The organism is Vibrio sp. qd031, assembly GCF_002100145.1.
Lineage (GTDB): Bacteria > Pseudomonadota > Gammaproteobacteria > Enterobacterales > Vibrionaceae > Vibrio.
The window spans coordinates 195,495-209,736 of sequence record NZ_JXQD01000001.1; the positions used below are offsets into that span (position 1 = coordinate 195,495).

13 protein-coding genes are annotated in these 14,242 nt (G+C 43.8%); 7 read left to right on the forward strand and 6 right to left on the reverse strand.

Annotated elements, in window-relative coordinates:
- Position 1 precedes the first annotated feature (1 nt).
- The 4 genes from ST37_RS00845 (at position 2) to ST37_RS00860 (ending at position 6,549) form a co-directional block, all read left to right on the forward strand.
- Positions 2–985 (forward strand): ABC transporter permease, encoded by a 984-nt coding sequence (locus tag ST37_RS00845; protein ID WP_084882631.1) that lies wholly within the window; start codon positions 2–4, stop codon positions 983–985.
- Entirely contained in the window at positions 982–1,974 is a 993-nt protein-coding gene (locus ST37_RS00850; protein ID WP_084882633.1) for an ABC transporter ATP-binding protein, read from the forward strand. Before ST37_RS00845 ends, ST37_RS00850 begins: the two co-directional genes overlap by 4 nt.
- Positions 1,971–2,951 (forward strand): ABC transporter ATP-binding protein, encoded by a 981-nt coding sequence (locus tag ST37_RS00855; protein WP_084882636.1) that lies wholly within the window; start codon positions 1,971–1,973, stop codon positions 2,949–2,951. Before ST37_RS00850 ends, ST37_RS00855 begins: the two co-directional genes overlap by 4 nt.
- A gap of 184 nt (positions 2,952–3,135) precedes the next feature.
- A complete protein-coding gene (locus ST37_RS00860; RefSeq protein ID WP_143698084.1) occupies positions 3,136–6,549 on the forward strand; it encodes a hypothetical protein in 3,414 nt (1,137 codons plus the stop codon).
- 146 nt (positions 6,550–6,695) lie between these two features.
- Here the strand turns inward: ST37_RS00860 and ST37_RS19895 are convergent, their stop codons facing one another.
- The 3 genes from ST37_RS19895 to ST37_RS00870 form a co-directional block, all read right to left on the reverse strand.
- Positions 6,696–6,833, reverse strand: coding sequence for a hypothetical protein (locus tag ST37_RS19895; protein ID WP_172400900.1), 138 nt, complete (start codon positions 6,831–6,833; stop codon positions 6,696–6,698).
- Between the two features lie 267 nt (positions 6,834–7,100).
- The gene (locus ST37_RS00865; RefSeq protein WP_143698081.1) at positions 7,101–7,382 is read right to left on the reverse strand and encodes a hypothetical protein; all 282 of its coding nucleotides are present in this window, start codon (positions 7,380–7,382) and stop codon (positions 7,101–7,103) included.
- 420 nt (positions 7,383–7,802) lie between these two features.
- Positions 7,803–8,696, reverse strand: coding sequence for a sensor domain-containing diguanylate cyclase (locus tag ST37_RS00870; RefSeq protein WP_084882681.1), 894 nt, complete (start codon positions 8,694–8,696; stop codon positions 7,803–7,805).
- A 462-nt stretch (positions 8,697–9,158) separates the two neighbouring features.
- On the opposite strand from ST37_RS00870, the gene ST37_RS00875 reads away from it, so the two are divergent.
- Positions 9,159–9,497, forward strand: a complete 339-nt coding sequence (locus ST37_RS00875) for a cytosolic protein (RefSeq protein WP_084882684.1) — start codon at positions 9,159–9,161, stop codon at positions 9,495–9,497.
- A gap of 244 nt (positions 9,498–9,741) precedes the next feature.
- Here the strand turns inward: ST37_RS00875 and ST37_RS00880 are convergent, their stop codons facing one another.
- Positions 9,742–10,503 (reverse strand): hypothetical protein, encoded by a 762-nt coding sequence (locus ST37_RS00880; RefSeq protein WP_084882641.1) that lies wholly within the window; start codon positions 10,501–10,503, stop codon positions 9,742–9,744.
- A 229-nt stretch (positions 10,504–10,732) separates the two neighbouring features.
- Here ST37_RS00880 and ST37_RS00885 point away from each other — a divergent pair, with 229 nt between their 5' ends.
- Positions 10,733–11,467: an HAD-IIB family hydrolase gene (locus tag ST37_RS00885; protein WP_084882643.1), complete on the forward strand. Its 735-nt coding sequence runs from the start codon at positions 10,733–10,735 to the stop codon at positions 11,465–11,467.
- A 1,022-nt stretch (positions 11,468–12,489) separates the two neighbouring features.
- On the opposite strand, the gene ST37_RS00895 is transcribed toward ST37_RS00885, so the two are convergent.
- Positions 12,490–13,032, reverse strand: coding sequence for a GNAT family protein (locus ST37_RS00895; RefSeq protein ID WP_084882648.1), 543 nt, complete (start codon positions 13,030–13,032; stop codon positions 12,490–12,492).
- 259 nt (positions 13,033–13,291) lie between these two features.
- Between ST37_RS00895 and sigZ the strand changes: the two genes are divergently transcribed.
- Positions 13,292–13,840, forward strand: coding sequence for an RNA polymerase sigma factor SigZ (gene sigZ, locus ST37_RS00900; protein ID WP_084882651.1), 549 nt, complete (start codon positions 13,292–13,294; stop codon positions 13,838–13,840).
- A gap of 20 nt (positions 13,841–13,860) precedes the next feature.
- Here the strand turns inward: sigZ and ST37_RS00905 are convergent, their stop codons facing one another.
- Positions 13,861–14,109, reverse strand: a complete 249-nt coding sequence (locus tag ST37_RS00905) for a GNAT family N-acetyltransferase (protein WP_277922119.1) — start codon at positions 14,107–14,109, stop codon at positions 13,861–13,863.
- Between the last annotated feature and the right edge of the window lie 133 nt (positions 14,110–14,242).

Sequence of the window (14,242 nt, forward strand, 5' to 3'; positions counted from 1 at the left end):
TATGAACAAATTAACTGCAAGCATGGATACGTCGAAGATTCCGGCGTCTCGCCCTAAAAACTTAGCGACCTCATTTCGCAAATGGAAGCACATTCTTAAGAATTTCTTCCATGGTAATCCGCCAGCGATCATTGGTACCTTTTTAATTACTATCATTCTTGCTGGCGCGTTATTTTCTCCAGTATTAATGACTCATAACCCAGAAAAACGTGTCGCAAGACCACACCAAGAGCCAAGCGCTGAGTACCTACTGGGTACGACTCGAAGTGGTCGTGACGTGTACAGCCAAGTACTGCATGGCGGTAAGAAAACGCTAACTGTAGCATTAACTGCTGGCATCATCGCCATGACATTGGCCGTTGTTGTTGGTGTAACCTCTGGATACATGGGCGGCAAAGTTGACGAGTGGCTTAACTTTATCACCAACGTATTTTTGGTTTTCCCTCAGTTACCTCTGTTGATAGTACTCGCCGCGTTCTTGGGGCAAGTAGGGTCCCTGGTAATAACGCTGTTGCTCGGGTTTACCTCCTGGCCATGGGGCGCAAGGGTTATCCGCTCGCAAACACTAGCGCTACGTAATAAAGAATACATTATCTCTGCAGAAGTAATGGGTGAGTCTAAATTACGCATCATCTTTGTAGAAATTTTACCTAACCTTACCTCAATTGTGTTTGGTGGTTTTCTTGGCGCGGTTATCTACGCTATGGGTGCAGAAGCGGGCCTTGGCATCTTAGGTTTGGGCGATGCAACTGAAGTCAGCTGGGGCTCAATGCTTTACTGGGCGCAAACTTCAGCAGCGCTTTACACCGGCGCATGGTGGGAAATGATAGTTCCTGCGATTGCTTTAGCCGTGACAGGTGGTGCGTTAGCACTGATCAATATGTCCATTGACCAAGTAAGTAATCCAAAACTGAAAACAGGCGCGCACATGAAACTGTGGGCGAAAATGAAAAAAGAAGCAGATAAGCGTCGAGGTCTAGCATGAGCCAGCCATTATTAGAAATTAACAACTTGTGCGTGGACTACGTCTCTCCAAATGGTGTGGCACGTGCGGTTAATAACGTTAGCTTAGAAATTATGCCAGGTGAAACCTTAGGCATTGCCGGCGAGTCAGGGTGTGGTAAAAGTACCTTAGCATTCGCTATTGCAAGACTGCACAAAGCGCCGGCACTCATCTCTGAGGGTGAAATTCTTTACAAAGGTACTGACATTCTAAAAATGAATGACCGTGCACTGCGTAAATTCCGTTGGAACGAAACATCGCTGGTATTCCAGAGCGCAATGAACTCGTTGAACCCGGTTATTACCATTGGTGAGCAGCTCATCGACGTGATCATTGCCCATAAAAATGTGCCTTATACACAAGCTCGTGACAAAGCGGTTGAACTACTGGGCATTGTAGGTATTCACGGTGATCGCCTTAAGAGTTTCCCGCACCAATTGTCCGGCGGTATGCGTCAACGTGTGGTGATTGCGATTGCACTGGCACTAGAGCCTAAGCTGATCATCATGGATGAGCCTACTACTGCACTGGATGTTGTGGTAGAACGTGAAATTTTGAATGAGCTTTATGACCTAAAAACCAAATTCGGATTCTCGATTTTGTTTATCTCGCACGACTTGAGCTTAATGGGTGAGATTGCGGACCGAATCGGCGTGATGTACGCGGGCAATCTTATTGAAATTGGTGAAGCGCAAAAAGTGTTTAACGACCCTGTCCATCCTTATTCAAAAGGTTTGGTTGCCTCGTTCCCAAGTATTCATGGGCCTAAAGAGCGCTTGTATGGTATTCCGGGTAACCCTGTGAACCTACTTAACTTGCCTCAAGGCTGTAACTTCCAAGACCGTTGCAACGACTGCGTTGCAGCATGTAAGCAAGTCGATCCTCAGCTCATTGAAGTGGGTCAAGACTACCACGCAGCGTGCAACTTACTCACTGCCTCACACACTATTGCCCACGGAGAAGTACGATGAATAACGGTCAAGAAGTGATTCTTTCGGTTAAAAACCTAGTTAAAGATTTCCGTGTTGGTACCAGTAAGAAAAAAGACGCGTACATGCGCGCCGTAAACGATGTATCGTTTGATCTTTGCAAGGGCGAAGCGCTAGCGATAGTGGGCGAGTCCGGTTCTGGTAAAAGTACTGGTGCCCGTGTTCTTACTCGAATTTACGACGCTACAGATGGCCAGATTGAGTTTAAAGGCCAGCCTATCGATGACTACATTGAAGAGAATGGGACTCTAGAGTATGCACGTCAGGTGCAGATGATTTTCCAAGACCCATTTGGCTCGCTTAATCCGGTGCATACAATCCACCACCATATTGCTCGTCCACTACAGATACACAACCGAGTAGGGACTGAGCATATTGATCAATTGGTGTATCAGCTTCTTGAGCTTGTTGGTTTGACGCCAGTTGTTGAAACGGCTGAAAAATATCCCCACGAGCTGAGTGGTGGTCAACGCCAGCGTGTTGCAATTGCCCGCGCGATTGCGGTTGATCCAGAAGTTATTTTGGCGGATGAGCCTATTTCGATGCTTGATGTATCCGTACGATTGGGCATTTTGAACTTAATGGCGGACTTAAAAGATAAGCACGGCATTTCGTTTATGTACATCACGCACGACATTGCGACCGCACGTTACTTTGCTGAGAAGACCGCAGTTATGTATGTCGGACATATGGTGGAGTGGGGTAACAGTGACAAAGTGACGCAAACGCCAAAACATCCTTATACCCAGTTATTGCTATCGGCAGTACCCGAGCCGGGTCGTGGTGGACGTCGCGAGCTTGGTGCGAAGAAAGGCGAAATTCCACTTTGGAAGCCAGACAGTCAAGGGTGCCCATTTGCTGCGCGTTGCCCACGTGCAATCGAGAAGTGTCAAGGTGATTTCCCGGGCATTACTCAACTGGCAGAGGACCACTTTATTCGCTGTCATAACCCGCAATAATTCCTTAATAGAAAAGCGGTTATAGTGTTTTCTATACCACAGTATTGTTTACCGTTGCTGTCTATACTGGCAATGGTAAACAACAATTATCTCAGAATCTTTGGAGAGTGTATTAAGCAACATGGATTGCTCCTTTCTAAAGATGAAATTTTTTTATTTTTAATTTTTGGAGCATTTCATGACAATGCAAGCAGCACCTAATACCACCGTTCAAGGTGAGTTTGTCACGCTCAATAACGAGCGTTTCTACAAGATCGGCAATGTCGATCATATGAACCCATTTTTTATTAGTGTGGTTTCCGCCAGTGACCACTGGTTGTTTATTTCATCGACCGGCTCTCTGTCTGCGGGTCGAATTCGCCCCGAAAATGCTCTATTTCCATACAAGTCGGTAGACTACATTCACGAAAGTGCTGACAACACCGGCGCAAAATCTATTTTTAAAGTTCGTCAACAAAGTGGCGTATCGATGTGGGAACCGTTTAACCCTCATCATGACGGCTTATACGAGGTTGAACGTAACCTGTATAAAAATGCCATTGGCGACAAAATTGTATTTGAAGAAATGAACCACTCTCTAGGGCTTCGTTTTCAATATAGCTGGAGTAGCAGTGAGCAATTTGGTTTCGTGCGTCGCTCAGAGCTAACCAACCTTACCCAAGCTACCGTTGAAGTTGAAATGCTCGACGGTATTCAGAACCTTTTACCGCCAGGTGCACCGCTAGGCGCATTGCAAACTCGTAGCGCATTGGTTGATGCCTACAAATGGAACGAAAAGGTCGAAGATTCAAGCCTTGCGCTTTACACCATGTACGCCAAACTGAGCGATCGAGCTGACCCTGCTGAATCACTATTGGCGACAACGGTATTTAGCATCGATAGCGACGCAAGCCAAGTGTTACTTAGCAGCCAGCAAGTTACGGCATTTAGAAAAGGACGCGCGATCACGGCCGAAACACTCACTAAAGGTGTTCGTGGCAGTTACTTGATCCATAAAACCGTCGCTCTTGGCGCGGGCAGCAGTAACAGCTGGAGCATTGTGGCCGATATCGACAAAAGCCATAAAGACGTCGCACAATTACGCGATACTCTAAAAGTGCCTGTGGACACAGCGCGTTTGGTTGAACAAAGTATCGCCGAAAACCAAACCGAACTGGTTAACCTTATGTCTGGCGCGGATGCTTGGCAGTGCACAGCTCAAGAGAACACTACCGTTCACCACTATGCGAACGTGCTGTTTAATAACATGCGCGGCGGCGTAATTGAAAACAACTACCAGATAGATAAAGCAGACGTAGTGAAAACGCTGACTGCCTACAACCAGCAGGTTATGCAAAATCAAACCGAGTTTGTGAGCAATTTAGAAAGCGAATTGACTCATGCTGAGTTGATTGCTGCGGCTAAGAAAACCGGTGATCAACAACTGGTTCGACTTTGTTACGAATACTTGCCACTGACCTTTGGCCGACGTCATGGTGACCCAAGTCGCCCATGGAACCACTACGAAATTAAGCTAAAAGATGAAAACGGCGATCGTCTATTGTCTTACCAAGGCAACTGGCGCGACATCTTCCAAAACTGGGAAGCAATGGCATTAAGCTACCCAGGTTTTATTGGCTCGTTTATCGCTAAGTTTGTGAATGCCTCTACTGCCGATGGTTACAACCCATATCGCATTACCAAACAAGGTATCGATTGGGAGATCCTTGACCCAACAGACCCGTGGAGCAACATCGGATACTGGGGTGATCATCAGATCATTTATTTGCTTAAGTTCCTAGAACTGGCAGACAAATTTGATCGTGAAGCATTGATCAACATGCTGACTGAAGACCAGTTTAGCTACGCACATGTTCCATACGAAATCTGTGGCGTTGACGGCTTGTTCGCTAACCCTAAAGACACCGTAAGCTTTAACCAGCAGAAGCAAGATTTTATTGACGAGAAAGTCGCGAAACTTGGCAGTGACGGTCGTTTGATGCTGAATAGCGATGACACGGTTTACCAAGTGAACTTGCTAGAGAAAGTGCTCGTTCCATTGCTTAGCAAACTGAGTAACCTGGTGGTTGATGGTGGTATTTGGCTCAACACCCAACGCCCAGAATGGAACGACGCCAACAATGCCATTGTCGGTAACGGCCTATCAATGGTGACCTTGTACTACATGCGTCGCTATGTAGCGTTTATGCAGCAAATTGTCGCGGCATTGCCAAGCAACGCCAAATTGTCGGCTGAGGTTGTACAGTGGATTAACACCACCTCTACCATTTTGAATGAGACGTCTCAAGCGATCTCTCAAGGCGAAATGGATGGTGAGCGTCGTATGCTAGTGCTTAAGCAATTGGCTGGTGCGGCCGAGCTATACCGCGTTAACGTGTATGAAGCGGGCTTTAGTGGTAAACAATCTATAGACACCCAGACTGTGTCGGAGTTACTGACGGTTAGTTTGGAGATTTTAGACAGCAGCATTCGTAATAACTTACGTGAAGATGGATTGTACAACGCATACAACATTCTCACTTACACCGATAATGCACTAAACATTGAAGAGCTGTACCCAATGTTGGAAGGGCAGGTGTCGGTACTGAGCTCTGGGCTACTAACGCCAGAACAAAGCATTGAGTTAATCGAAACGCTGTTTACTAGTGAGATGTACCGCGCCGATCAAGACAGCTTTATGTTGTATCCAGATCGCGACCTAACGAGCTTCTTGGCTAAAAACCAGATACCAGCGGCAACCCTTGAGCAAAGCAAGTTGCTATCAAGCATGCTAGAAAACGGCGATCGCCGACTGATTGAATCCGATCTAAATGGCGCATTGCACTTTAACGCGCAGTTTGAAAATGTAGGTTACCTGCGTGACGCCATTGCGAAAGTCAAAGGCGACTATGTTGATGCTGCAGAGCAAGACTGGCAGCAAGTAGAAAGCATCTTTGAAGAGGTCTTCAACCACAAAGCCTTTACTGGCCGTTCTGGTACTATGTTTGGTTACGAAGGTTTGGGATGTATCTACTGGCATATGGTGTCAAAACTGTTGCTTGCGACCCAAGAAAACTACTTGCTCGCATTGGAACAAGATGCACCAAGTGAGGTAGTGGCAGGGCTTGCTAAATACTACTACCGAGTGCGCGATGGTATTGGTTTTAATAAGAGTGCTGAAAACTATGGTGCATTCCCAACTGACCCATACTCTCACACGCCAAAACAAGCTGGCGCTCAACAACCGGGTATGACAGGCCAGGTGAAAGAAGAGATCTTAACGCGCTTTGTCGAATTGGGTCTATTTGTCGATGGTGGGCAAGTAAGCATTTCACCAACGTTGTTAAATCGCGATGAACTGTTACAAGAAAAAGCGGTCTATCAATTCCAAAATGTTCAAGGTGAAACCTGTGACATTGAACTAGCGGCAGGCCAACTTGGCTATAGCTATTGCCAAGTCCCTTTTGTGTACACGGCTGCTCAGAATAATGCAATTACGGTTGTATTGGCCAATGGTGAGTCACTGTCTATGCCAGACATGACGCTTACTAAGGAAGTATCGTCGTCTATTTTCAATCGTGACGGAAAAGTGTTACGTGTTGAAGTGTCAATCGCGTAGAACATTCGCAAGATAGAAAAACCAGTGACTTGTCACTGGTTTTTTTCTTCAATTTTTGACCGTGATCCAGCCCAAATTAGCTTTGTACGGACAATTTTAGGAGTTGTAAACGCCCAACTAAGTGACCACATAGACTTCCATTAAGGTTAACGTTGGTCTTTGTTTTTTTGTGCTTTGCGCACTTTATCGTGACTCCACTTAGAAAGCTGTGGCGAATACAGTGCTAATAAACCGATGATTACGCCGGTTACCAGAATAGTAAGTAATACCAGTGTGCTACTCATGATGCGTCACCTATTAATTGTGTTTTACCCGTTAACTTAAGAGTGTTGATAGCATTAGAACATTTGTCATCGATTGTTACTTTACCACCACAATAAAAAGTCCAAAGTGATTAGCTTTGGGCGTTTATACTCTCGAAATTGGGAATCCGAAATGCGTTTACATTCTTGGCAGGTTCGGTACTTTGGCCTTTCACGTCGATTTTTAGTGAATGTGATGATTTAGTTGTAAGTGCTCTGATGTTGAGCTTTTGTTTATGCTAGAGGTTGTTAATCGCTGCGAGACTCACATTGATTCAGTGTTTGTTGGGATCCATCACCACTCGCCGACATGCTTCGGTTATTTTGCTCATGTTCATTTCGCCATGCGCGAGTTGCTGCACGTAACGCCCCAAGACATAATAACAGCATCATGATAGGGATGGATGCCAGAGAGTATTCGAGCAATGGGAAGTCGTGAAAGAACTCACTCATTAGCAGGTGCGCTATAATGTTTAGCAGCGCTATCACAATAGCCACAGCCACTAACTTTAGCTCTAAATTCGACTTCATTTCTATTTAGCCATAGAATGTTACACACCTAGTTGCCGGCGTTTGAAAGTGTGCAATACAGTAACACTCTCATCCGTTTTTGTATCGCAAAACGTGATGACACAATGTGACGTAGCAAACTATTGGTCATTTTTGAGCTAGCATTCTTGCCAAATTGATAGCAGTGATATAGCCAAGGTGACTTTTTGGAATGCACTCGAAACTGAGGCACAAAAACTTTCCACAAAAGACTTGCCAGCTCAAATTGTTTAGAGGCTGGACAATAATACTTAAATAGTAATTAATGTGATATTAACTATTTTTTATCAATAAGTTATCGGCTTTGGATGAGTTTGATTTATATCCCTCTCTAGTCACTTCAGACAAGGGCTTAATAGATATCTGAGAGTTCCACGCTTTACCCGTAGCATTATCCGAAAATTAGTGAGTTGAGCAGGTGTTTTTACCCGCCTTTTTCGATTTATATAACGCATTGTCAGCTCGTTGGTAGATTTGTTCGATATTATTGTCACTTTCTTCAAATTGACTAATCCCGATACTGATAGATACATTTATATCAGAAGACGTCGATACTAATAGAGTAGTTAGTTGTTCTGCAAAGGCAAATGATGTAGGTAATGTACTTCTGTAAATAATTCCAAACTCGTCTCCACCGATGCGACCAAACACGTCAGTCTGCCTAATCTTAGATTGACATAGCTGAGCAATGCATCGTATAACGTTATCACCTACTTGGTGACCGAAGCTATCGTTAATTTGCTTAAAATCATCAATGTCTAACAGGAGGAAACTTATGTTTTCTCTGTGCCGCTGGAAACTATAGAAAGCCTGATCCATACATTCAAATAGTTTTCTTCGATTAAACGCATTAGAAAGAGGATCGACTTCGGCCTGATAAGTTAATAGCTTTTCTAGTCGATAGCGCTCGGTTATATTTCGTGCGACCCATACAACAGCGCGCTCTCCATATCGTAAATAATTCAATGGGCTGACTCGCCCCTCAAATCTAAGCTCTCCAGTAGGGCCAGAACTCGGATTAATATTATCCACTTCATCAGCCGCAAGTGAATATTCAAAAATCTTCAATGTGTTCGCGGAAAGTGTATCTTTAATCCTTTCGATAAACCAAATGGCTTTTTGCTTGGGCAGTACATCAAATAGGTTCAAATCTTCTAAAAAACTACCATCATGATATTGCTCTGGGCTTTCTCCGCCTAATACTGCGGCATAACGCCCTGACTCGGTCAGAACAAAAACCATATCAGGTAACGACGTAATGATCGCTTCGTATTCTTCTAGTTTACTTTCTTCCATAAATGCTAACCTCGTAATAACGATGCGTTTCATAATTAGATCGCATTATACAAATAGCTATTGTATCAGTCTGAATTGCTAACAAGTCTATAGCTTTACTCTACCTTTTCTCGAAATTTGATCCAGTCCCATAACTATGTAAATGTGATAATAAGTTGAATTTGTGTAAAAGTGGACGCTATTATGATCCTTCTGGCATCGCATCTCCTCCAGTCACCATGATAAAAGTACGATGGAACCAGTTGCGGGATCTGCCACTGAGTCACTACGTTAACGTAGAATGGGTTAGAACCGTATTATCACCTACGACAACTTAATAGACCTAACGGCAAAAGCGTTTTCCAAGTTTGCCTAGGGTATGTTCGCTATCCGTACAGAAATACCAACTTTAGTGACAAAATCTCTATTATGTACCAACTTGATAGTGATAAAATCTCGGCAATAAAAATACCGAGAAAATTAATGTTTATCCATCAAGTTAACGGCATCGACTGGCTAGTCATAACCGCTTTTGAAGAACTGAAAACTCTATTTATTGAAGACGCTGGTGCGATTCCGTCTTGCTTCTCTGCCACCAGCGAATTAAACCTGATTGATCAAGCCAAACGTACTTATGGATACCTGCCTACATTTAGCGGTGTAGTCACCGATACCGGCACGTTTCAAAGCAAAGATAACGAAGAAGATTTGAACCCTCAACTTGCCTGTTTAGTTGAAGGACGTGGTCGGGTGTTTATTTATCACGGCGGCTTTGTAGCTTTTGTTAATGACGAGCAGACCTTTATTACTCGATTAGACTGAATTTAGTCCAACACATTGATAATGTTCAAGCGGAATATCTAGCCTTTCTTCGGCACACGTTTCTCTTATGATTTGGGTGCCCATTGCTTAGCTTAGTTTGGTAGCTTCAACAAGGTTATCGATGAAACGTTAACCGCTATGACCAAACTTTATAGACTTCTTCGAACACTTCACTGCGCAGTAGCGCAAGTGTGCTATGTCAGGTTTAAGCAAGCTTCATTATCTCGATCTTGATTTTCCGCCGTTAAGACAAAAATATACAAGGCCATTGATTCTGTTCTTCAGTTAAAGCTGGATTGTCGAGCTTCACGCAATGTTTCTTATCTAAGTATGACGCTTGAATGCTCTCCCCATAATGCGCTTTCAACAATCCTAAAAGGTCACCTGAGCGGTACATACGACGCATGCATTTTGAAAGGCGTTCTGCGAGCTCTGGTTGTTCTGGCGAGACATAGAATACAAGTGGCAATGGATAGTAAATCATCGTTTCTGGGTGAATATGGAGATCGGGAAAGCGCGATTTAAATTGGTCAAATACTGCGTGCACTTCATTGGCACCTAAAGAAAGATAATCGACATTTCCTTGTGAGATGGCGGTTAGGATATGTTCGATATCACCTTCTTCCAACACAGTGCAGCCGTTGTCACGCAGTAATGTGGCGTCGGCCCATGTTGCAGGGACACCAGCGATCTTTTGCTTGAGTTCTAACTGAGTAATGTGGTCAAACTGAACATCCATTTTTCGGGTAATCAGCAACCGACACCCTAGCAAGCCAAAGCAGAGAGGTGGCGCAACTTCGATAAACGTCTCAGGAGCAAACTTGGGATTGCCTGCTACGGTAACGAGTAAATCTGCACCTTTATGAAAAATGTTACTTTCGTCTTCAGCGTTAGGGTAGTCGGTAAGGTTATTGTGGATCTCTCTACTGTTTAAAAGTTTAGAAATCAATTCGTATTCATGGGCTTGGCGAGCTGCCGTTTTATTCCCGTTCCAAAATTGAATCATTGGTTATCCCTTTTGTTTTCTTGACGTGATCTTGCGTTGACCATAGCGCTAAAGGAAGCGGTTTCTTGAGGAATTGAGAGTCATATCTCAATAAATAGTCACTCTAAAAACAGGTAATAAGTTGCACCAAACGTATGGACGATAACAAAAGTAAAGACTCATTCAGAAATTCTCTTGTGCTTGCTTTAAATGTGAGGAAAGCTTAATGAAAAGGCTAGGGGACATAAAAATGATTAAAATGCTTGTGTGCGATTTTGACGGCACTATTTCAGGCGGTAAAGCGTCGTTAGTTACTGAGTTTAAGCAGTTTATCGAGCGAAACCATGCGTTAAGTTTTGTGGTTGCCACGGGACGTACTTTACCCTCTATTTGTGATGGGCTGTCTAGTGGTGATTACCCGGCACCGACAAGCATTATTAGCGATGTTGGCACTCAACTGCACCATGGTAAAGTGTTAAGTCCGGATCTAAGGTGGCATAGCAACGTGAAACAGCAGTGGGACCGAGAACATCTGGAACGACTGTTAGAGTGTTTACCTTTTGTGGGTGCTCAAAATGGACAGCATCAAGGCGAATTTAAACTCACCTTTGAAGGAAAGCTCGCTGCATCGCAGATCGATGCAGTACATGAGGTATTGGTTGACAATAACCTTCAAGTTGACATTACCTATTCACACGATTGGTTCTTAGACGTCACACCAGCCGGAATTCATAAGGCCACGGCACTTTCATACTTGCTGGACTCGCTCGGTATTAAACCTCAAGAAGTCGTGGTGGCTGGCGATTCCGCTAATGACACCACTATGTTGACGCTCCCAGGCGTTAACGGGGTATTGGTGGGAAATCATTACCCTGAGGTGTCGCATTTAGCAGAGCGGCAAAATGTGTATGTTGCCAAGGGCCATCATTCTAAAGGCGTCATTGAGGGTTTTGAGTTTTGGCAACGTTCGCACGCAGTGTGTTGATATCGAAGTTAAAATAGTCAACTAGGGAGGTTGCTCGTGCAGTGAGTTGCAATCTCTACATTTTCTTCATAATGGCCCCAATCTCCGCATCAATAATGTGGTTATACACACTACATTGAGGATGTGCTTGTGAACGCCACGCGAACAGACACTCTTGACCATAATGCGGTCTCAGCAAAAGAGACAAAACCGTCACTTTGGGCGAAGTTAATCTAAAATTTTTCAGTCAGTTACTGGATTGTCGGTTACTGTTTTCTTATCACGTTGCCACTCGCCTTTTCGCTAACACAAAATATGGATTCGAAAGGGATCTATTTGTCGTTAATTGGTGTGGTGAATCTAATTGCGGGAATGGCCTTTTTGTGCAGTTTCCACTGGTCGCATGTTATAAGCGAGCACCACTGTTCTGCAATATTGATAAAAGCGTATCTCAACACAAAAAAATCGGTCAATGGCTCGGTTTGGTATTTTTGCTTGATCCGCTACTGATCTGCCGCAAAAGATGTTGTGATCATCAAGTCGGTAGCGCAGATGAATCAATTCATTGACAGTGTTTTGAGTGGCAAAATTGATGTGTAATTGAAGTGACTACCTACATGTAGGGAGAACCGAGTCACTTTCAGGCGAGTTCTCATCGCGAACTAATATACTGATTAAAGGCCAGCTACCTAATTATCTAAACTAAAATTTTAGACTTCGATGAGATGAAAAAGTTCATTAGCCGTTTATGGCGTTTGTCTGCGACCCACTATTCGGCGCAAAGATCGTCAATATGAAACGGGTCAGTGCGAAGTAGTTAGGCTAACTATCAGTAGGGGACTTAGTTAAAAGCGCCAACATCAAAATCGATATTGGCGCTTTTTTTATCGTAGTTTCTTAGGGGGAACAACGATTAGCATAACAACCACTGGGAGACTACTCCAATGCGTTGCGGAGCATGACTTGCAACTTGTTGCTGGACCTAGAATGCCTTGAAAGTGGAGGCAATAAAACAGAAAATTAATGTCTAAAAAATTTCCTCTTTAAGCGCAATCTTGAGCCATCAGCGTCTTCCACTCTTCGCGTAATACACCATATTTAACCGAATCATAATAGTGACTATTGAAATAGCGAACTTTACGAAGGCGAGCCTCTTGCGTCATACCGAGTTTTTCTGCACATTTCATCATTCGTGGGTTACCAGACCAGGTAGTCAATCCGACCCGAGCAATATCAAAGCGGTCAAACAGCTCAGATATCCACAACCGAAGGGCAGGGCGCGCGATGCCTTTTCCCCAATGAGCTTGATCGTAAATTATGACGCCCACTTCAAGCCAACGTGTCGACTCGCACTCCCAGTAATAACTGACTGAACCAACGGGTACACCATTGAGAGTAATTAACTTAATGGACTCACCCAATAACAGCTTATTAAAGAGATCAGTGCGAAACTGCTCAAAAGTTGGGTGGCTGTATGGAAAGTACGGGCCGTTAAATCGCGTCCACTCACTGTTGTTTGTGACTAGCTCGTACAGATCGTTTAGTTCACTAGGGGCGGCCTTTCGTATCTCGATCGTCGCTTCCACGCTATGTCCTTTTACAATTTGAGCTTATATCCAACGCCATAAACAAACTTAATACACTCTTGAGAGTCGTTTACAAAAGAGGTAAACAGTTTTACAAAGATCGGCATGCGCATGGAAAGCTAAACACCAAAAAGAGGCTAATGTTACGAATAATCGCTTAAAAAGCTGTAATTAGAAAGCGTTGAACGCGTAACTCCTTACTTTCTTCACATTTGTAGGTTCGGTTATACTGTCACCAGTGTTGAAGAAGGTAACCAATATGGAATTAGAGCAGATATGGCAACAGTATGAAGTGAGTTTGCGAGCATTTTTGTTTAAAAACTTACGAAACCAAGCTGATGCAGACGACATTCTTCAAGACGTGATGTTAAAAACCTATCAAAACATAGATACTCTAAATGACGTTAGTAAGCTAAAGTCTTGGCTATTTCAAATTGCTCATAACGCGATGATGGATTTTTACCGAAAACAAAAGCCAAGTGAAGAGTTCTCTGAACAGCTTCACGAGCTGGAAGCTTCGGAAACACTGCTCATCGTTAAAATGGGCCCCTGCATTGAGCCCTTTATTAATTGCCTGACTACAGAGCAACAGGGATTGCTAAAAGCAATAGAAATTGAAGGCATGAGTCAAAAACAGTATGCCGAGCAACACAACATTAATTATTCAACCGTAAAATCAAGAGTACAAAGAGCTCGCGATGATCTTTACCAATTGTTTAATCGCTGCTGTTTATTCACGCGAGATGCGCAGGGTAATCTTATCGATTATACAAAGCGAGACAGCTGTAACTGCCCAGAACCACGATGAATTTATGCAGTTTAGCTAGGTCACTTAACACTGTAAATTGGCTTGTTTAATCGTAGTACGGTTAACCCTTCTCTGCTTGAATACGGGGTTGCAATTTCATCATTACAAAAGCCCAGCAGGCTAAGCAGAGCAAGGCTTGGCTCATTTGAGTCGATAGCGACGCCTAATATCGATTCGCTATGCTGTACAAAGTATTCTTGAATGACCGCCTGCGCTGCTTCTTTCGCAAAGCCCTTACCTTGCATCGACGGTTTAATAGCGAATCTAATATCTCGGTATTGTGGATTAGGGCAAAGTGATCTGCCCCAGCAACACTGGACACACGGTTAAGCGACATTTTGTTTTTCAAAGTTGATTGGACTTAGATATCCAAGAGCACTGTGCCTCCTTGTTTGATTATAA